This is a genomic window from Streptomyces sp. NPDC050504 (assembly GCF_044458065.1).
Lineage (GTDB): Bacteria > Actinomycetota > Actinomycetes > Streptomycetales > Streptomycetaceae > Streptomyces.
In genome coordinates this window covers 1-17,651 of record NZ_JBITHO010000008.1, presented here as the reverse complement: position 1 = coordinate 17,651, position 17,651 = coordinate 1, and the positions used below count along the sequence as shown (strand labels likewise).

At 71.6% G+C, this 17,651-nt stretch carries 18 protein-coding genes; 10 read left to right on the top strand and 8 right to left on the bottom strand.

All coding sequences use genetic code 11. The features are described from left to right. Positions 1–172: 172 nt before the first annotated feature. On the bottom strand, positions 173–1,414 hold the full coding sequence (gene serB / locus ACIBNE_RS28230; RefSeq protein ID WP_399276369.1) for a phosphoserine phosphatase SerB: 1,242 nt from the start codon (positions 1,412–1,414) through the stop codon (positions 173–175). A gap of 129 nt (positions 1,415–1,543) precedes the next feature. Then, on the bottom strand, positions 1,544–3,403 hold the full coding sequence (locus ACIBNE_RS28225) for a streptophobe family protein (RefSeq protein WP_399276367.1): 1,860 nt from the start codon (positions 3,401–3,403) through the stop codon (positions 1,544–1,546). A gap of 275 nt (positions 3,404–3,678) precedes the next feature. On the opposite strand from ACIBNE_RS28225, the gene ACIBNE_RS28220 reads away from it, so the two are divergent. Next, on the top strand, positions 3,679–6,255 hold the full coding sequence (locus ACIBNE_RS28220) for an FHA domain-containing protein (RefSeq protein WP_399276365.1): 2,577 nt from the start codon (positions 3,679–3,681) through the stop codon (positions 6,253–6,255). A 74-nt stretch (positions 6,256–6,329) separates the two neighbouring features. Here ACIBNE_RS28220 and ACIBNE_RS28215 read toward each other — a convergent pair whose 3' ends face one another. Beyond that, complete coding sequence (locus tag ACIBNE_RS28215; protein WP_399276363.1) at positions 6,330–7,019, bottom strand: transglycosylase SLT domain-containing protein; 690 nt, start codon at positions 7,017–7,019, stop codon at positions 6,330–6,332. A 406-nt stretch (positions 7,020–7,425) separates the two neighbouring features. On the opposite strand from ACIBNE_RS28215, the gene ACIBNE_RS28210 reads away from it, so the two are divergent. The 4 genes from ACIBNE_RS28210 (at position 7,426) to ACIBNE_RS28195 (ending at position 10,109) form a co-directional block, all read left to right on the top strand. Then, entirely contained in the window at positions 7,426–8,571 is a 1,146-nt protein-coding gene (locus ACIBNE_RS28210; protein WP_399276361.1) for a GAF domain-containing sensor histidine kinase, read from the top strand. Further along, entirely contained in the window at positions 8,564–9,211 is a 648-nt protein-coding gene (locus tag ACIBNE_RS28205) for a response regulator (RefSeq protein ID WP_399276359.1), read from the top strand. Before ACIBNE_RS28210 ends, ACIBNE_RS28205 begins: the two co-directional genes overlap by 8 nt. Positions 9,212–9,363: 152 nt before the next feature. Beyond that, complete coding sequence (locus ACIBNE_RS28200; RefSeq protein WP_399276357.1) at positions 9,364–9,615, top strand: chaplin; 252 nt, start codon at positions 9,364–9,366, stop codon at positions 9,613–9,615. A gap of 254 nt (positions 9,616–9,869) precedes the next feature. Continuing rightward, positions 9,870–10,109 (top strand): chaplin, encoded by a 240-nt coding sequence (locus ACIBNE_RS28195; RefSeq protein ID WP_399276355.1) that lies wholly within the window; start codon positions 9,870–9,872, stop codon positions 10,107–10,109. A gap of 252 nt (positions 10,110–10,361) precedes the next feature. Here the strand turns inward: ACIBNE_RS28195 and ACIBNE_RS28190 are convergent, their stop codons facing one another. After that, positions 10,362–11,159: a hypothetical protein gene (locus ACIBNE_RS28190; protein ID WP_399276353.1), complete on the bottom strand. Its 798-nt coding sequence runs from the start codon at positions 11,157–11,159 to the stop codon at positions 10,362–10,364. Between the two features lie 139 nt (positions 11,160–11,298). Between ACIBNE_RS28190 and ACIBNE_RS28185 the strand changes: the two genes are divergently transcribed. The 4 genes from ACIBNE_RS28185 (at position 11,299) to ACIBNE_RS28170 (ending at position 14,498) form a co-directional block, all read left to right on the top strand. Continuing rightward, the gene (locus ACIBNE_RS28185; RefSeq protein WP_399276351.1) at positions 11,299–12,090 is read left to right on the top strand and encodes an ABC transporter ATP-binding protein; all 792 of its coding nucleotides are present in this window, start codon (positions 11,299–11,301) and stop codon (positions 12,088–12,090) included. 76 nt (positions 12,091–12,166) lie between these two features. Next, positions 12,167–12,595, top strand: coding sequence for an NfeD family protein (locus ACIBNE_RS28180; protein ID WP_399276349.1), 429 nt, complete (start codon positions 12,167–12,169; stop codon positions 12,593–12,595). Positions 12,596–12,671: 76 nt separating this feature from the next. Then, positions 12,672–13,616 carry an SPFH domain-containing protein gene (locus ACIBNE_RS28175; RefSeq protein ID WP_399276347.1) on the top strand — a complete coding sequence of 315 codons (945 nt, stop codon included), beginning with the start codon at positions 12,672–12,674 and terminating at the stop codon, positions 13,614–13,616. Positions 13,617–13,727: 111 nt separating this feature from the next. Then, complete coding sequence (locus tag ACIBNE_RS28170; RefSeq protein WP_399276345.1) at positions 13,728–14,498, top strand: sulfite exporter TauE/SafE family protein; 771 nt, start codon at positions 13,728–13,730, stop codon at positions 14,496–14,498. 78 nt (positions 14,499–14,576) lie between these two features. On the opposite strand, the gene ACIBNE_RS28165 is transcribed toward ACIBNE_RS28170, so the two are convergent. The 3 genes from ACIBNE_RS28165 to ACIBNE_RS28155 all read right to left on the bottom strand — a co-directional run bounded on the left by ACIBNE_RS28165 (position 14,577) and on the right by ACIBNE_RS28155 (position 16,602). Next, the gene (locus tag ACIBNE_RS28165; protein ID WP_399276342.1) at positions 14,577–15,092 is read right to left on the bottom strand and encodes an HNH endonuclease; all 516 of its coding nucleotides are present in this window, start codon (positions 15,090–15,092) and stop codon (positions 14,577–14,579) included. A gap of 142 nt (positions 15,093–15,234) precedes the next feature. Continuing rightward, positions 15,235–15,771, bottom strand: a complete 537-nt coding sequence (locus ACIBNE_RS28160) for a YbhB/YbcL family Raf kinase inhibitor-like protein (RefSeq protein ID WP_399276339.1) — start codon at positions 15,769–15,771, stop codon at positions 15,235–15,237. 48 nt (positions 15,772–15,819) lie between these two features. Beyond that, positions 15,820–16,602 (bottom strand): sporulation protein, encoded by a 783-nt coding sequence (locus ACIBNE_RS28155; RefSeq protein ID WP_399276337.1) that lies wholly within the window; start codon positions 16,600–16,602, stop codon positions 15,820–15,822. A gap of 73 nt (positions 16,603–16,675) precedes the next feature. Here ACIBNE_RS28155 and ACIBNE_RS28150 point away from each other — a divergent pair, with 73 nt between their 5' ends. After that, complete coding sequence (locus ACIBNE_RS28150; RefSeq protein ID WP_399276335.1) at positions 16,676–17,335, top strand: DNA-3-methyladenine glycosylase; 660 nt, start codon at positions 16,676–16,678, stop codon at positions 17,333–17,335. 109 nt (positions 17,336–17,444) lie between these two features. Here ACIBNE_RS28150 and ACIBNE_RS28145 read toward each other — a convergent pair. Further along, the coding region (locus ACIBNE_RS28145; RefSeq protein ID WP_399276333.1) for a hypothetical protein at positions 17,445–17,651 on the bottom strand (207 nt) is incomplete at its 5' end.

Here is a 17,651-nt window from a genome sequence, read left to right as displayed (position 1 = left end):
CGGGGGGGGGGGGGGGGGGGGGGGGGCGGGGGTGGGGGCGGGGGGGGGGGGGGGGGGCCCCGCGGGGGGGCCCGGGGGGGCCCCGCCCCCCGGGCGGGGGGGGGGCCCCGCGCCCCCCCCCCCACCGCTCTGAGGGAGGAGCGCTCCTCCCGGAGGGAACGCCGGGAGGAGGTCAGTCGTCCAGCAGGCCGTCGGCCGCCTCGACCTCCTCGCGGGTGATGCCCAGCAGATAGAGGACGGTGTCCAGGAACGGCACGTTCACCGCCGTGTCCGCCGCCTCGCGCACCACCGGCTTGGCGTTGAACGCCACGCCGAGCCCCGCCGCGTTGAGCATGTCCAGGTCGTTGGCGCCGTCGCCGATCGCCACGGTCTGCGCCAGCGGGACGCCCGCCTCGGCGGCGAAGGCCCGCAGCAGCCTGGCCTTGCCCGCCCGGTCGACGACCTCGCCCACGACCCGCCCGGTGAACTTCCCGTCCACCACCTCAAGGGTGTTGGCGGAGGCGAAGTCCAGCCCGAGGTTCTCCTTGAGCGCGTCCGTGACCTGCGTGAAACCGCCCGAGACCACGCCCACTTGGAAGCCGAGCCGCTTGAGCGTACGGACCAGGGTCCGCGCCCCGGGCGTCAGCCGCACCTCGGACCTGACCTTGTCCACGACAGCGGCGTCGAGACCGGCGAGCAGCGCCACGCGCGCGTGCAGCGACTGCTCGAAGTCCAGCTCGCCGCGCATCGCCTGCGCGGTGACCTCCGCGACCTGTGCCTCGCACCCGGCGTGCGCCGCGAACAGCTCGATCACCTCGTCCTGGATGAGCGTGGAGTCCACGTCCATCACGACCAGGCGCTGCGCCCGCCGGTGCAGCCCCGCCGACACCACGGCCACGTCGACGCCGATCTGCGCGGCCTCCGTGACGAGCGCGGTGCGCAGCGGCTCGGTCTCCGCGCCGGACACGGCGAACTCCACCGCGGTGACCGGGTACTTGGCGAGCCGGAAGATGCGGTCGATGTTGCCGCCCGTCGCGGTGATCCTGGCCGCTATGGCCGCCGTCGACTCGGCGGTCAGCGGGTGGCCGAGCACCGTCACGTGCGAACGGCCGAGGCCGCGCGGCCGGTTGTCGCCCGTACCCGAGATGATCTCGGCCTGGAGCTTCAGGGAATCGGACCAGCTGTGCACCGTGGACCGCAGCTCGCCCTCCAGACCGGGAGCGGGCTGGGTGACCAGCACGCACAGGACGAGGCGGCCGCGCGAGACGACCTGCTCGATGTCGACGACGTCGACGGAGAAGGCGGCGAGTGTGTCGAAGAGCCCGGCAGTGATCCCGGGGCGGTCCTTCCCGAAGATCTTGACGAGCAGAGTGGGGGCGTCGGGAGTCCGGGCGTCGGGATTCTGGGGGGCCTGAGTGGGCTGCGATGCGCTCATGGTGGCACCACCGTATAGCGCGCTCCCGCGGCCCCGTCGTCCCGTTCCGCCCACCGGACCAGCCGCCTCTTCGGGGACACGGGCCGTTCCACGGCCCGTCACCTCTCCGATGTACGGCGGGCCGCCGCGCTACGGGCCGCTGCCGCGCGACCCGTTCGGAGAACCGCCCCCGGACCCGCCCGGAGGTCCGCCCCCGGGCCCGCCCCGGGTGCCGCGCGGAGTGCCGGGCGGCGGCGGGCCCGGCGGTGGTGACCCCCCGTCGTGCGGGCGGTCGGCCGGGCCGTCCTTGTAGTACGGCCCCCGGGGCCCGGGACGGGGGCGGCGACCCGGCGGCGGGGTGATCGGCCCCACGACGGTGGGCGCCCCGTGGACCCCCTGCCCCGGGTCGGCCGGCCCGGGGTCGGGCTGCCTGAGGTACGGGTTCGTGTCGGGGTTCGGCGCCCGGTAGGGGCGCGAGGGGACGTAGGGCCCGGGGCCGTGCGGCACGCCCCCACCACCCGGCACGCCACCACCCGGCACGCCACCACCCGGCACGCCCCCACCCGGCACGCCCCCACCACCCGGCAGGCCCGCCCCGTACCCGCCGACCGCACCGGCGGGACCCGCGAGCTTCGCCGCCCGCCGTCCAGCGGCCCCCGTAAGCCGGGCGAGCAGCGCGCCCGCGGCCCCGGCGCCCGCGCCCCACGCGGCCCCGACGAGCACCGCGAGCCCCGTGCTGCCGTGCAGCTCGACCCCGGCCCCGAGCGCGTCGAACCCCAGCACGGAGAGCGAGGCGTCCACCGACACCCCGGTGAGCCGCACCAGCAACGGCAGCGCCACCGCCGTCACCGCACCGAGCGCCACCGCGCACCGCACGACGAACCGCCCACCGGCCCGCCCCCCGTCCACCGGCGTGCGCACGGCCGCCAGCACGCCCGCGTACAGCATCATCACCGCCGCCGCGACGGCCAGCAGCCACACCCGGCCGTCCAGTTCCGCCAGCCGCGCCACGGTCACCGGCCTGTCGTCCGACGAGCTCAGCAGATCGTCGAGCGGATCGGGCAGCACCCGCGTGAGCACCCCCGTCGCCCTGCCCTCCCACGGCACGAAGAGCCCGAGCGGCACCCCGAGCCACACCCCGTTCGGCGCCCCCAGCAGCGCCGCGCCCGCCACGCGCCCCGGGTGGTCGTCGCCGATCGCCGCGTACCCGGCGGCGGCCAGCCCCGCGGCCACGGCCACGATCAGCACGCCCACCAGTGCGGAGGCGGCGGGCCGCACCGACCGGTGCAGCCACGCGGCCCCGGCGGGCAGCGGGGTGCGCCGCGAGGCGAGGAGCGCGATCACCAGCACGCCCACCACCCACACCGCCCCGCCCGCGAGCGAGGACGCAGTGTCGACGGTGAAGCCGACCTCCGCCTTGGTCCTGGCGAGGTCGGCGAGCCGGTCCGGCAGCAGTCCGCCCAGGTCACCGAGGTCGCCGAGGTCCCCGATCCCGTCGGGGAGCAGCCCGCCCACCTCGTCGGGCAGGTCGCCGCCCGGCACCTTCGGCGGGTCGATCCCGAGCGAGGAGCCGTCAATGGTGATGACATCGTGACCTGCCCACGCGAGCCCGCCGACCAGCCCGACGAAGAGCGCCACGACCGCCCCGGCCCGCGCCGCCAACTCGCCCCAGGAGACCCGCGAGCCCAGTGCCCGCAAGGAACGTAGGAAGAAGTACGACAGGAAGAGGGCCCCGACCAGACCCACTCCCAGTGGCGTGATTTCGATGGCGGTCCTCGCCTCGGCGCCCTCCAGGCCGAACACGGAGACGTCTCCCGAGGGACGGACCGAGCCGCCCGCCCCGAGCACGACGAGCGCCGCGGTCATCGGCCCCAGCGAGGCCGTCGCGTCCGCGCCCAGCAGGTGCAGACCCAGCGCCGCCGTGCCCGCCATTCCGACCAACGCCCAGCTGACAGAGGCGACAGCGGCCAACAGCACGTCGCCCCAGCGGACCTTGCTCCTCGCGTCCATCAGGCCCCCCGGCCTACCCGGCCCCACCGCCCGGCCGTTCGGACTTGCCCCTACTTGCCCGGTTCGCGCATGATCCGTACGCACTCATGGGCCCTTACCACTCTCCGGGCGAGTTTCTCCTCCGTCAACGGCGGGTGCGGAAGGTCTGCGCGCCCTCTTCACACGGCCCGGCTTTCGTATTCGGGACTGAGCCTGAAATAGTTCCCCCCGATGTTCGCCATCCCTAGACTCCCACTGTGATGGGGGTAACTCGGGGGACAACAAGTGGGGCTGGAGTGCCGGAACTCGTACTGGAATTGAATGGCAGGACCTGGACGCTCGATCCGTCCAGGTCGTACACCCTCGGACGCGATCCGCAGGGCGACATGGTGATCGACGACGCCAGGGTCTCGTGGCGGCACGCCACGATCAGCTGGGGCGGGCGCAGCTGGGTCATCGAGGACCACGGCTCCACCAACGGCACGTACGTGCAGGGGCAGCGGATCCATCAGCAGGAGATCGGCCCCGGCTCCGCCGTGCACCTGGGCAACGCCACGGACGGGCCCCGGCTCTCCCTGAGCGGTGCGGCGGCCGGTGCCGGCGTGCACGGCGGCCAGGGAGCGCACCAGCAGCACCAGCAGCAGCACCAGCAGGGCGCGCCCGGCGCCTGGGCTCCGCAGGCCCAGCCCCAGCAGCCCCAGCAGCAGGGATGGCAGCAGCAGGCGCACCAGCCCCAGGCGCAGCACCAGCAGGCGCACCAGCCGCAGGCCCAGGCCCAGCAGCCGCCCCAGGTGCCGCACCAGCAGGGCGGACCTTCCGGCGGTGCCGCGGGGGCCCCGCCGGTCTACGGCGACCGCAGCCCGACGACGTTCCACCAGATGGCACTCGGCCGCGTCATGCGCATCGGTCGTGCCCTGGAGAACGAACTGGTCGTCTCCGACCTCCAGGTCTCGCGGCACCACGCGGAGTTCCACGCGACGCCCGACGGCCGCTTCGAGATCCGCGACCTCGGCAGCCACAACGGCACGTACGTCAACGGCATGCCGATCGCCAAGTCCGGCTCGGCGGTACTCGGCCCCAACGACATCGTCGGCGTCGGCCACTCGACCTTCCGGGTCGTGGGCGACCGCCTCGAAGAGTTCGTCGACACCGGTGAGGTCTCCTTCTCGGCCCGCCACCTGACCGTCACGGTCGACGGCGGCAAGCAGATCCTCAAGGACGTCTCCTTCGGCGTCCCCGAGAAGTCGCTCGTCGCGGTCATCGGCCCCTCGGGCTCCGGAAAGTCGACGCTCCTCAAGGCGCTCACCGGCTACCGACCGGCCAACCAGGGCGACGTCCTCTACGACAACCGGAACCTCTACAAGCAGTTCGCCGAGCTGCGCCAGCGCATCGGTCTGGTCCCGCAGGACGACATCCTGCACAAGGAACTGACCGTCAACAGCGCGCTGAAGTACGCCGCGAAGCTCCGCTTCCCCGCGGACACCACGGCCGCCGAGCGCCAGGCCCGGATCAGCGAGGTGCTGGCCGAGCTGAAGCTCGACATCCACAAGGACAAGAAGGTCACCTCGCTCTCCGGCGGTCAGCGCAAGCGCGTCTCCGTCGCCCTGGAGCTGCTGACCAAGCCGTCGCTGATCTTCCTGGACGAGCCCACCTCGGGCCTCGACCCGGGCATGGACCGCGACGTCATGCAGCTGCTGCGCGGCCTCGCCGACGACGGCCGCACGGTCCTGGTCGTGACGCACTCGGTCGCCGAGCTGTCGATCTGCGACAAGCTCCTGGTCATGGCGCCCGGCGGGGCCGTCGCCTACTTCGGTCCGCCGGAGGAGGCGCTCAACTTCTTCGGGTACACCACCTGGGCCGACGTCTTCTCGGCGTTCGAGAACTACCGCGACTACGACTGGGCGGGCCGTTGGAAGGGCTCGCAGCACTACCAGATGTACGCCGCGGACCTCGACGCCGTCGCCCCGCAGGCGGTGCACATGCCGCCGCCGCAGGCGATCAGGCCGCCCAAGCCGCAGGGCTGGTTCTCCCAGCTCGGCACGTTGATCAGGCGGTACGTCTCGGTCATCGCGTCCGACAAGGGCTTCCTCGCCCTCATGGTGATCCTGCCCGGCGTCCTCGGCGCGGTCAGCCTGCTGATCGACTCGGGCAAGGGCCTGCTGCCCAACCCGGCCAACGCGGCGGGCAAGATCATCCCTAACGGCACGGCGACCACGGTCCTGCTGATCCTCGCGGTCGGCGCCTGTTTCGCGGGCGCCGCCAACTCCGTCCGTGAGCTGATCAAGGAACGGGTCATCTACGAGCGGGAGCGCGCGACCGGCCTCTCCCGCTCCGCGTACCTGATGTCCAAGGTGATCGTGCTCGGCGTCATCACGGTCCTCCAGGGCCTGATGGTCGGCGCGATCGGCTTCTCCAGCCGCGAGATCCCCGAGGAGGGCCTGGTGCTCGGCGGGATGACGCTCCTGGAGCTGTCCCTGCCGATCATGGCGCTGGGCTTCACCTCGATGATGTTCGGCCTGGTCATCTCCTCGCTGGTGAAGACCGCGGAGAAGACCATGCCGCTGCTGGTGATGTTCGCGATCGTCCAGGTGGTCTTCACCGGCTGCCTCTTCACGCTGAACGGCGCCATCGGCGTCAACCAGTTCTCGTACCTGATGCCGTCCCGCTGGGCGGTGGCCGCGTCCGGCGCGACGCTGGACTTCAACAAGGTCAGCCCCAACACCGACGACCCGGGCAGCACCGACCCCCTGTGGGACCACACGGTCAGTGCCTGGACCATCGACATGCTGGCGCTGCTCGCGCTCGGCGCGCTCTGCGGCTTCCTGGTCGCCCGCTTCCTGCGGCGCCACGAGCCGGAGGTCATGCGCAAGTAGGCGCGACCGTACGCCGAAGGGCGGCACACCCCGCACGGGGTGTGCCGCCCTTCGGCGTACACGGTCGAGGGCCCTCAGTAGGCGCCGTTCACGTTGTCGATGGAGCCGTACTTGTCGGCCGCGTAGTTGGCGGCGGCCGTGATGTTGGCGACCGGGTCGTAGATGTCGTGCGGGGTGCCGGACACGTGGTACGCGTTGAACGTCGGCTGGATGACCTGGAGCAGGCCGATCGACGGGGTGCCGTTCTGGGCGTTGACGTCCCAGCCGTTCTTGGCGTTCGGGTTGCCGGTGGACTCGCGCATGATGTTGCGGTGCAGCCCGTTGTACGAACCCGGGATGCCGTTCTTCTTCATGACGTCCAGCGACTCGCGGATCCAGCCGTCCAGGTTGTTGGCGTAGACCGGCTTGCGGGCGGCGGCGCGGCTGGCGGCCTGGGCCTTGGCGCGCGCCTTCGCGTCGGCCTGCGCCTTCGCCTTCGCCTTGGCCTTCGCGGCTGCGGCGGCCTTCGCCGCGGCGGCCCTGGCCTGCTTGTCGGCCACGGCGTGCTGCCGGGTGACGCTCGCGTGCACGGTCTCCGCCTGAGCGCTGCCCGCGGCGACCGAGAGGACGACCGGGGCGGCTGCGAGCTCCTGCGTCCTGGTGTCGGCGTCGGCCGGGACGAGCGAGAAGGCGAGTGCGGCGGCACCGAGAGCGGCGACACCGGCGGCGGAGAACTTCTGGGCCTTGGTCAGACGACTATGGCCAGGGGTGCTGGACGAGGACATGCAGGACTACCTCTTCGGATCGCGGACGTCACCGGATGCCCCGGGTCCCAGTGGGGCTCCCTCGGCGGCGACGTCGGCAATTGTTAGCGGCAGCAAAATCGCTAGGCAAAGGTGCGACGTACGATCCCGGGTAGTGGATCAGGCCCCGAGGCGTGGCGCGCGACCCCTGCGCATTCCCCGCTCACAGGGCACTCATGCATCCACTAGTGGACTTCGTAAGTGACCTGCGTCCTATGCGCGGGCTCACATCGAGCACGTAACAACCTCACCATCCGTTGCGACAGCAATGCTCAGCGTGAGGGGGTTCCGCGGCATCGTTAGGGCGCTCGGCCTACGCCTCCGGCCCTAGGCGGCAGCCGTCCGCGGTCGGATACGGACCGTCACACCCCGCCGGTACGGTGATCCCATGAACCACCCACCCAACTCGGGCCTGGCCGCGGTGAGCACCGCCCTGCTGGCGATGAGCCGCCGCCTGGAGACGAGCGACGTCCTCAAGACGATCGTCGTCTCCGCCCGGGAGCTGCTCGACGCCCAGTACGCGGCGCTCGGCGTCCCCGACGACCACGGCGGCTTCGCCCAGTTCGTCGTCGACGGCGTCAGCGACGAGCAGTGGAGGGCCATCGGCCCGCTCCCGCGCCAGCACGGCATCCTCGCCGCGATGCTGCACGACGCGAAGCCCGAGCGCCTCGCCGACGTCCGCGAGGACCCCCGCTTCGAGGGCTGGCCCGACGCCCACCCCGACATGTCGGACTTCCTCGGCCTGCCCATCAAGGACGGCGACGAGACGATCGGCGCGCTCTTCCTCGCCAACAAGCAGTGCCCCAAGCCCGAAGGGGGCTGCGGCTTCACCGAGCAGGACCAGGAACTCCTGACGATCCTCGCCCAGCACGCCGCCATCGCCCTCACCAACGCCAGGCTCTACGAGCGCAGCCGCGAGCTCACCATCGCCGAGGAGCGCTCCCGCCTCGCCCACGAGCTGCACGACGCCGTCAGCCAGAAGCTCTTCTCGCTGCGCCTCACCGCCCAGGCCGCCGCCGCCCTCGTCGACCGCGACCCCGCCCGCGCCAAGGGAGAGCTCCAGCAGGTCGCCGCGCTGGCCGCCGAAGCCGCCGACGAACTGCGCGCCGCCGTCGTCGAGCTGCGCCCGGCGGGCCTGGAGGAGGACGGCCTCGTCAATACGCTGCGCACCCAGATCCAGGTGATGGACCGGGCCCACGGCGCGCGGGTCACCTTCGAGAGCGCGGGCATCAGGGGCCTGTCCGCCGCCCAGGAGGAGGCCCTGCTGCGGGTCGCCCAGGAGTCCCTGCACAACGCCCTGCGCCACTCCGGCGCCGCCCGCGTCTCCGTCACCCTCACCCGGTGCGACGCCCGCACGGTCCTGTGCGTCACCGACGACGGCAAGGGCTTCGACCCGGGCGCGGTCCGCAGGGCGGGACGCCACCTGGGCCTGGTCTCCATGCGGGACAGGGCCGCGGGCGTCGGCGGCAGGCTCACCGTGGAATCGGCGCCCGGCGAGGGCACCACGATCGAGATGGAGGTCCCCGGTGGCTGAGACACCGAGAATCAGGGTCCTGCTCGTCGACGACCACCAGGTGGTCCGCCGAGGGCTCCGCACGTTCCTCGAAGTGCAGGACGACATAGAGGTCGTCGGCGAGGCGGCCGACGGCGCCGAGGGCGTCGCCCGCACCGAGGAGCTGCGGCCCGACGTCGTCCTGATGGACGTCAAGATGCCCGGTACGGACGGCATCGAGGCGCTGCGCAAGCTCCGCGAGCTGGCCAACCCCGCCAAGGTGCTGATCGTCACCAGCTTCACCGAGCAGCGCACGGTGGTCCCCGCCCTGCGCGCGGGCGCGTCCGGCTACGTCTACAAGGACGTGGACCCGGACGCCCTGGCCGGCGCTATCCGGTCCGTCCACGCGGGCCACGTACTGCTCCAGCCCGAGGTGGCCGGAGCCCTGCTCTCCCAGGACGACCCGCAGCAGGGCACGGGGCGTGGCTCCACGCTCACCGAGCGCGAGCGCGAGGTCCTCGTGCTCATCGCGGACGGCCGCTCCAACCGGGAGATCGCCCGCGCGCTCGTCCTGTCCGAGAAGACCGTCAAGACGCACGTCTCCAACATCCTGATGAAGCTGGACCTGGCGGACCGCACCCAGGCGGCGCTGTGGGCCGTCCGACATGGGGTGACCGGCTGATCCGGCCGCCCCGGGGCCGCTTCCCCGCACTCGTCCGAGATTCATACTGTCGGGTGTATGTCACGCGAACGGCGCAACCTGTTCGGGCCATGACCGGTTCTCCATGGCGTGCTGCGGCGGCCGGCCGCGGCGACTACCAGGAGGATCCCCAAGTGAAGAACCTGAAGAAGGCTGCCGCCGTCACCATGATCGCCGGTGGACTCGTCGCCGCGGGCGCCGGAGCCGCCTCCGCCACCGGTCACTCCGGTGCCGAGGCCCACGGCAAGACCGTCAAGTCCCCGGGCGTCGCCTCCGGCAACCTGATTCAGGCCCCGGTCCACGTCCCCGTGAACGCCGTCGGCAACACCGTCTCGGTGATCGGCCTCCTGAACCCGGTCTTCGGGAACCACGGCGTCAACCACTGACCGACGTCGACGGCTGAGCGACGCACCCGGTCCGACAGCGACCGCACCGGCCCCCGGCAACCGCCGGGGGCCGGTTTCGTCGTTCCCGGCCGGGCGCCGCACCGGCGGCGTCAGCACCGGGCGTCTCCCGCGCGCCTCCGATTGATCACATCGAGGGCATCGCCGCACCGGCCCGTGTCATCCATCTGGCCCATGCGTTCTCCAACGTGCGACCCCGCGGCTGGGGTCGGAAAGCAACAGGAGGAACACCTTTCATGAACACCGCCAAGAAGGCCGCCCTGGTCGTCGCCGTCGCCGGAATCGCCGCCGGCACCTCCGCGGGTGCGGCGTTCGCCGACGCCCACGCGGGCGGCGTCGCCCAGAACTCCCCGGGCGTCGTCTCCGGCAACCTCGCCGAGGTCCCGGTCCACGTCCCGGTGAACGCCACGGGCAACAGCGTGTCGGTCATCGGCCTGCTGAACCCGGCCTTCGCCAACGCGTCCCAGAACGTCTGACGCACAGGCCCACGGTCTCCCCGAAGCCCCACGCCCCCGCCAGGGACGTGGGGCTTCCCCGTGCCCGCACCCACACCTGTGCCCACTCGTGCTCGCACCCACCCGTGCCCGCCCGTGCTCGCACCCACTCGCGCACCCCGCCCACTCGCGCACCCCGCTCGCCGGAACGCTCCCGCCACCCGCGCCCGCCGCGGGAAGCCCGCCGCGGGAAGCCCGCCCGCCCCCACCGTGCGCCCGCCGCAGAGACCCCGCCTACCGCTCCCGCTCCCGCTCGCGCTCCTCCACGTACGCGTTGTACGCCGCCACCTGCGCCCGTCTCGCCACCCGCTCCACCGGCCGCAGCGCCGCGCCCCGCGCCGCCATCTCCGACGCGCTCACCGCCCCGCCGTGCCCCCGCTCGTACGCCAGCGAGACCAGCAGCCCCACCCGCCGCGCCAGCTCAAGCACCCGCACCGCACGCGGCGGGTACCCCGGCGCCAGCACGTCCCGCGCCGCCGACCGCTCCGCCCGCGCCCGGTACGCGTCCAGCGCGGCCTCCGCCACCGGACCCGAGCCCGCCACGTCCAGCCGCGACAGCACCGCCGTCGCCTCCCGCAGCCCCTCCGCCAGCTCCCGCTCCGCCTCGCCCAGCGACGGCACGTCCGCGGGCGGCGCCCCGCGCACCGGCAGACAGCGCCAGACCACCTCCACCCGCACGTCCCCCGCGGGCCCGGCCTCCGTCACCTCGGGCACCAGCCCGTACGGCACCCCCGAGCAGACCACCGCCTCCTGGGCCTCCAGCGCCGCCGCGTTGAACTCCGGCGGACCGCTGAGCCCCAGCGGGTGCCCCGGCGCGGGCAGCGCGACGCGGAACCCGCCCGCCCCGAGCGCCCGCAGCCGGCCGAGCGCCAGCGTGAGCCCCACGGGCGCGGACTCGCCCGGCAGCCCCTCCACCCGGTGCACCGCATCCTCACCGACGATCGCCACGACCGCCTCGTCCGGCGACACCAGACCGGCGAGCAGCGCGTTTCCCCAAGCAGCCAGCATTCCTGAACGTGGTTCCGAGAGCATGACCACAGCCTAGGGACCCCCACTGACAGGACCTAAGGGCCGGAACACTTCGGAGGTGGCGTAGGTTTTCCCTGGGAGCCGTGCCCACCGGCACGCGCGCCGGAATCTCGACGAGACTGCATGGGGAGACAACGCGCTCATGAGCGATGTACTGGAGCTGGTGGACGTATCCGTGGTCCGCGACGGTCGGGCTCTGGTGGACGAAGTCTCCTGGTCGGTCAAGGAGGGGGAGCGCTGGGTGATCCTCGGCCCGAACGGCGCGGGCAAGACCACCCTCCTCAACCTCGCCTCCAGCTACCTGTTCCCCACCAAGGGAACCGTCAGCATCCTCGGCGACCGGCTCGGCGGCGTGGACGTCTTCGAGCTGCGGCCGCGCATCGGCATGGCGGGCGTCGCCATGGCCGACAAGCTGCCCAAGCGCCAGACCGTGCTCCAGACGGTGCTCACCGCCGCGTACGGCATGACCGCCACCTGGCACGAGGACTACGACGAGGTCGACGAGCAGCGCGCCCGCGCCTTCCTCGACCGCCTCGGCATGACCGAGTACCTGGACCGGAAGTTCGGCACCCTCTCCGAGGGCGAGCGCAAGCGCACCCTGATCGCCCGCGCGATGATGACCGACCCCGAGCTGCTGCTCCTCGACGAGCCCGCCGCGGGCCTCGACCTCGGCGGCCGCGAGGACCTGGTCCGCCGCCTCGGCCGCCTCGCCCGCGACCCGTACGCCCCCTCGATGGTCATGGTCACGCACCACGTCGAGGAGATCGCGCCCGGCTTCACCCACGTCCTGATGATCCGTCAGGGCAAGGTGCTCGCCGCGGGCCCCATGGAGACCGAGCTGACCTCCCGCAACCTCTCCCTCTGCTTCGGCCTGCCGCTCGTCGTCGAGCACGTCGGCGACCGCTACACCGCACAGGGCCTGCCCCTCGGCTGACCCCAACTCCCCACCGCGCACGGTCTGATCGCGCACGCCCTGTCCGCGGGGCGACACGCGGCCCTACCATGACCACGTGGACATCGACGCGTGGGTGTGGTGGCTGATCGGCGCGGTGGGACTGGGCATCCCGCTCGTGGTGACCGCGATGCCCGAGTTCGGGATGTTCGCGGTCGGCGCCGTCGCGGGCGCCGTCGCCGCGGGCCTCGGCCTCGGGGTGGTCGCCCAGGTACTGGTCTTCGTCGCGGTCTCGGTCGCGCTCATCGCCGTGGTGCGCCCCATCGCCGCCCGGCACCGCTCCGACCGGCCCCGACTGGCCACCGGAATCGACGCGTTGAAGGGCAGACAAGCCGTCGTCCTGGAGCGGGTCGACGGCAGCGGCGGCCGCATCAAGCTCGCGGGCGAGGTCTGGTCGGCCCGCTCGCTCGACGCGGACCTGACCTTCGAACCCGGCCAGCAGGTCGACGTCGTGGAGATCGACGGAGCAACCGCGGTCGTCATGTGACCGAAGCCCGTACGCGGCAGCCCGCCGTCTGCCAAAATCGATCATCTCTGGAACGACGAAGGGTACGGGGAAAACGATGCAACCGATCATCATCGTCCTGATCATTCTGGTGGTGCTGGTCTTCATCGCCCTGATCAAGACGATCCAGGTGATTCCGCAGGCCAGCGCCGCCATCGTGGAGCGCTTCGGCCGCTACACCCGCACGCTGAACGCGGGCCTGAACATCGTCGTCCCGTTCATCGACTCCATCCGCAACCGCATCGACCTCCGCGAACAGGTCGTGCCCTTCCCGCCCCAGCCGGTGATCACCCAGGACAACCTGGTCGTGAACATCGACACCGTCATCTACTACCAGGTGACCGACGCGCGGGCCGCGACCTACGAGGTCGCCAGCTACATCCAGGCGATCGAACAGCTCACCGTCACCACGCTGCGCAACATCATCGGCGGCATGGACCTGGAGCGCACCCTCACCTCCCGCGAGGAGATCAACGCGGCCCTGCGCGGCGTCCTCGACGAGGCGACCGGCAAGTGGGGCATCCGCGTCAACCGCGTCGAGCTCAAGGCGATCGAGCCGCCCACCTCCATCCAGGACTCGATGGAGAAGCAGATGCGCGCCGACCGCGACAAGCGCGCCGCGATCCTCACCGCCGAGGGCATCAGGCAGTCCCAGATCCTCACCGCCGAGGGCGAGAAGCAGTCCGCGATCCTGCGGGCCGAGGGCGAGGCCAAGGCCGCCGCGCTGCGCGCCGAGGGCGAGGCCCAGGCCATCCGCACGGTCTTCGAGTCGATCCACGCGGGCGACCCCGACCAGAAGCTGCTCTCCTACCAGTACCTCCAGATGCTCCCGAAGATCGCCGAGGGCGACGCCAACAAGCTCTGGATCGTGCCCAGCGAGATCGGCGACGCGCTGAAGGGCCTCAGCGGTGCCTTCGGCAACCTCAGCGGGGGAGGGCCCGGCTTCAACACCGGTGGCAACTCCGGCGGTTCGGAGCGCCGCCAGGAGCCCCCGGTCGACTGACCCGGCCGATCGACCCGGCTGACTGAGGTGTACACGTAATCGTGCATGATCGGTGGAGCCCCTCGACCTCCATGGCGGGGAGGCGTCCACCGATCGTGTAAGGAGACGGCGTTGTCCATCTGGGAAGCGCTCGCGGTCTTCGCCGCCGGAATCGGCGCGGGAACCATCAACACCATCGTCGGGTCGGGAACCCTCATCACCTTCCCCGTGCTCCTCGCCACGGGACTGCCCCCGGTCACCGCGACCGTGTCCAACGCACTGGGCCTGATCCCCGGCTGCATCAGCGGAGCCATCGGCTACCGCGCGGAAATGGCGGGCCAGCGCCGCCGCATCGTCCGCCTCAGCGTCGGCGCGGCCATCGGCGCCTTCGCCGGAGCGGCCCTCCTCCTCACCCTCCCCCCGACCGCCTTCGAGACGATCGTCCCGATCCTGGTCGGCCTCGCCCTCCTGCTCGTCCTCTTCCAGCCGTACATCTCCAAGGCGGTCAAGCGCCGCCGCGAGCGCAACGGCACCCGCACCAACCCCGACGGCGGCCCGCTCCTCTTCGTCGCCCTCACCCTCGCCAGCGTCTACGGCGGCTACTTCACCGCGGCCCAGGGCATCATCTACATGGCCCTGATGGGCATGCTGCTCCAGGACACGATGCAGCGCCTCAACGCCACCAAGAACATGCTCGCGGCCGTCGTGAACTCCGTCGCCGCCCTCTTCTTCGTCTTCGCCGCCCACATCGACTGGACCGCCGCGGGGCTCATCGCGGTCGGCTCCACCATCGGCGGCCAGATCGGCGCCAAGGTCGGCCGCAAGCTGAAGCCCTCGGTGCTGCGCGGCGTGATCCTCGCCGTGGGCACCTGCGCGATCCTCCAGCTCACGCTCGGCGGCTGAGCCACGCGAAGGGCCCGCTTCCGTCCCCGGAAGCGGGCCCTTTCGCCGCTACACGTCCCCGTGAGCCCGTACGCGCCCTCAGGCGGCCGCCGTCGACGAGCGCACCAGCCACTCCGGCAGCGCACCCCGCTCACCCGCGCTCATCGCGAGCAGCATCGCGTCGGCGGGGGAGGGCACGAACGGCTCCCGCAGCAGCGGCATCCCCGCCTGCTCCGGCGTACGGTCCGCCTTGCGGTGGTTGTCCTCGGCACAGGAGGCCACCGTGTTGAGCCACCCGTCCTTCCCGCCCTGCGCGCGCGGCACGACGTGGTCGACCGTCGACGCCCGCCCTCCGCAGTACGCGCACCTGTGCTGGTCCCGTATCAGCACACCCCGCCTCGACCACGGGGCGTGTCTTCGGAAGGGCACCCGTACGTACCTGCACAGCCTGATGACCCGGGGCACCGGAAGATCGACGTCGGCACCGCGCACACGGAGACCCGGATGAGCCTGTTCGACGACGGCCTTGTCGTTGAGGACCAGCACCACCGCACGGTTGAGTGTCACCGTCGACAGCGGCTCGAAGCTCGCGTTCAGTACCAGCGTTTCCCGCATCTCGCCCACCTCCCGTGTGCCGCCCACCCCACGGCGGGCCTGGATCAACTCTGGCCGGGCGAGCCGTATGGAACAACGCAATAAAAAAATGCCCTGCCCTGATCTCTCCAAGACCAGGGCAGGGCAAACAGTTGTGGAACTCTCAGCCCTCCACGGGGGCTTCGTACTCGGAGATCAGCCGGGCGCGCCCCAGCGTGTGGAACCGCAGGTTGAAACCGACCACGGCGGGCGACGCGTCGGAGTCGGGGCCGAGCTCCTCCGTGTCCACCGCGTACACCGTGAACACATAGCGGTGCCGCTCACCGGCCGGCGGCGCGGCGCCCCCGAAGTCCTTCGTGCCGTAGTCGTTGCGCACCTGTACGGCACCCTCGGGCAGCCCGTCGAACTTCCCGCTGCCCGCGCCCGCCGGCAGCTCCGTCACCGAGGCCGGGATGTCGAACACGGTCCAGTGCCAGAAACCGCTGCCCGTCGGTGCGTCCGGATCGAAGCACGTCACGGCGAAGCTCTTCGTCCCGGCGGGGAAACCCTCCCAGCGCAGCTGCGGCGAGGTGTTCCCGCCGTCGAGCACCTGGGCGTCCGGCAGCCCGGCACCGTCCTCGACGTCGTCGCTCACGAGCGTGAACGACGGCACCGGCGGGTGGAAATCGTGCGGGAGCGGCGGCCTGCTGAGCTCGGTCACGACGGCGGTACCTCCAGTACTGACGCGTATCTGCCTACGCCCCCGAGCCTAGGCCCAGTTGCGCTTGCCGCCGACCTCGGCCAGCCACTGGTTGAGGTACGCCGCCCAGTCCGTGCCCTGGAAGTCGTGCAGCCCGACCCGGAAGGCCCGGTAGGAGTCGCTGCCCTCGGTGAACAGGCCCGGCTTCTTGTCCATCTCCAGCACCACGTCCATCTCCCGCTCGTCGGCGATGAACGTCAGCTCGACCTGGTTGAGGCCCCGGTACTGAGCCGGCGGGTGGAACTCGATCTCCTGGTAGAACGGCAGCTTCTGCCGCGTACCGCGAATGTGGCCGCGCTCCATGTCGGCGCTGCGGAACCGGAAACCGAGCTGCCCGAACGCGTTCAGGATCGCCTGCTGCGCGGGCAGCGGGTGCACGTTGATCGAGTCGAGGTCGCCGGAGTCCACGGCACGGGCGATCTCCAGCTCGGTCCGCACGCCGAGCTCCATCCCGACCGCGTACTGGCCGCCGAAGAAGTTGATCGGGGTCTCCCAGGGGATCTCCAGACCGAACGGCACCACGTGCACGGCACCGGCCTGCACCTCGAAGGCACCGCCGAGCCGCATCTTGGTGAATTCGATGTCCTGCTTGACCTCCTGGTCACCGCCCTCCACCTCGACGCGCGCCTGGAGCCCGACCGAGAGCGCCTCGATGGCCTGGTTCACGGATCCGCCCTGGATCCGCACCTCGCCCTGGACGACACCGCCGGGCACGACGTTCGGCTCGGTCAGCTCCGTCTCCACGGAGGCACCGCCGGCGCCCAGACTCGCGAGCAGCTTCTTGAAGCCCATGACCACTCCTTCTAGTTCCTGACCCCTACTTACGCGCGACGACGGTACTCGGTTCCCAGTACCCTCGACCGGCATGATCCAGGGCACCGAACACGGGGGCGGACCGGAGCGCGAGCCGCTGCCCCGCACGTTCTTCGACCGTCCCGTACTGGAGGTCGCCCCCGACCTGCTGGGCCGCACGCTCGTCCGCACCACCGACGACGGCCCGATCGAGCTACGCCTCACCGAGGTGGAGGCGTACGCGGGGGAGATCGACCCGGGCTCGCACGCCTACCGGGGCCGTACCCCTCGCAACGCGGTGATGTTCGGTCCGCCCGGACACGCGTACGTCTACTTCACCTACGGAATGTGGCACTGCCTGAACCTGGTGTGCGGTCCGGAGGGGAAGGCCAGTGGCGTACTGCTCCGGGCGGCCGAGGTACTGGTGGGCGAGGATCTTGCGTACAAACGTCGATTCTCGGCCCGTCATGCGAAGGAACTGGCCAAAGGACCGGCCCGGCTGGCCACCGCGCTGGACGTGGACCGAGAGCTGAACGGCACGGACGCCTGCGCGGGCCCCGGTGCCCCGCTCTCCGTACTGAACGGCACCCCGCCCCGCCCCGACCAGGTACGCAGCGGCCCCCGTACGGGAGTGGGCGGCGAGGGAGCCGGTCATCCGTGGCGGTTCTGGATCGACGGGGACCCCTCGGTGAGCCCCTATCGGGCCCACGCTCCGCGCAAGCGCTCAACTTGACTGGCCCCTGAGGGGCGCCTAACGTAGCCCGAGCCGCTTGACACGGACACTGCTGTCGGACGGACCTTCCGGTCCACTCCCCGAGCAACCCGAAGCGGCCAACCACTACCTACGACATCACCCCAGCGGGTGCGTATTTCGGCATGCCGAAATACCGTCCGAAGGCCCCGATTATGGGTTGCCGGGGAAAGTCGGCTAAAGTAGCGGCAGCCGAAAGGCAAAAGGCCACGACGGCCATCGGAAATGAAATCCGAACCGGAAACGGAACGGAAAACGGATCTGATAGAGTCGGAACCGCCGGAAGGGAAAGCGCGAA

Excerpts from the sequence above, each read along its gene's own strand:
- serB (WP_399276369.1), bottom strand. The coding sequence starts at position 1,414 with ATGAGCGCATCGCAGCCCACTCAGGCCCCCCAGAATCCCGACGCCCGG.
- ACIBNE_RS28225 (WP_399276367.1), bottom strand. The coding sequence starts at position 3,403 with ATGGACGCGAGGAGCAAGGTCCGCTGGGGCGACGTGCTGTTGGCCGCT.
- ACIBNE_RS28215 (WP_399276363.1), bottom strand. The coding sequence starts at position 7,019 with ATGTCCTCGTCCAGCACCCCTGGCCATAGTCGTCTGACCAAGGCCCAG.
- ACIBNE_RS28210 (WP_399276361.1), top strand. The coding sequence starts at position 7,426 with ATGAACCACCCACCCAACTCGGGCCTGGCCGCGGTGAGCACCGCCCTG.
- ACIBNE_RS28195 (WP_399276355.1), top strand. The coding sequence starts at position 9,870 with ATGAACACCGCCAAGAAGGCCGCCCTGGTCGTCGCCGTCGCCGGAATC.
- ACIBNE_RS28190 (WP_399276353.1), bottom strand. The coding sequence starts at position 11,159 with ATGCTCTCGGAACCACGTTCAGGAATGCTGGCTGCTTGGGGAAACGCG.
- ACIBNE_RS28185 (WP_399276351.1), top strand. The coding sequence starts at position 11,299 with ATGAGCGATGTACTGGAGCTGGTGGACGTATCCGTGGTCCGCGACGGT.
- ACIBNE_RS28175 (WP_399276347.1), top strand. The coding sequence starts at position 12,672 with ATGCAACCGATCATCATCGTCCTGATCATTCTGGTGGTGCTGGTCTTC.
- ACIBNE_RS28165 (WP_399276342.1), bottom strand. The coding sequence starts at position 15,092 with ATGCGGGAAACGCTGGTACTGAACGCGAGCTTCGAGCCGCTGTCGACG.
- ACIBNE_RS28155 (WP_399276337.1), bottom strand. The coding sequence starts at position 16,602 with ATGGGCTTCAAGAAGCTGCTCGCGAGTCTGGGCGCCGGCGGTGCCTCC.
- ACIBNE_RS28150 (WP_399276335.1), top strand. The coding sequence starts at position 16,676 with ATGATCCAGGGCACCGAACACGGGGGCGGACCGGAGCGCGAGCCGCTG.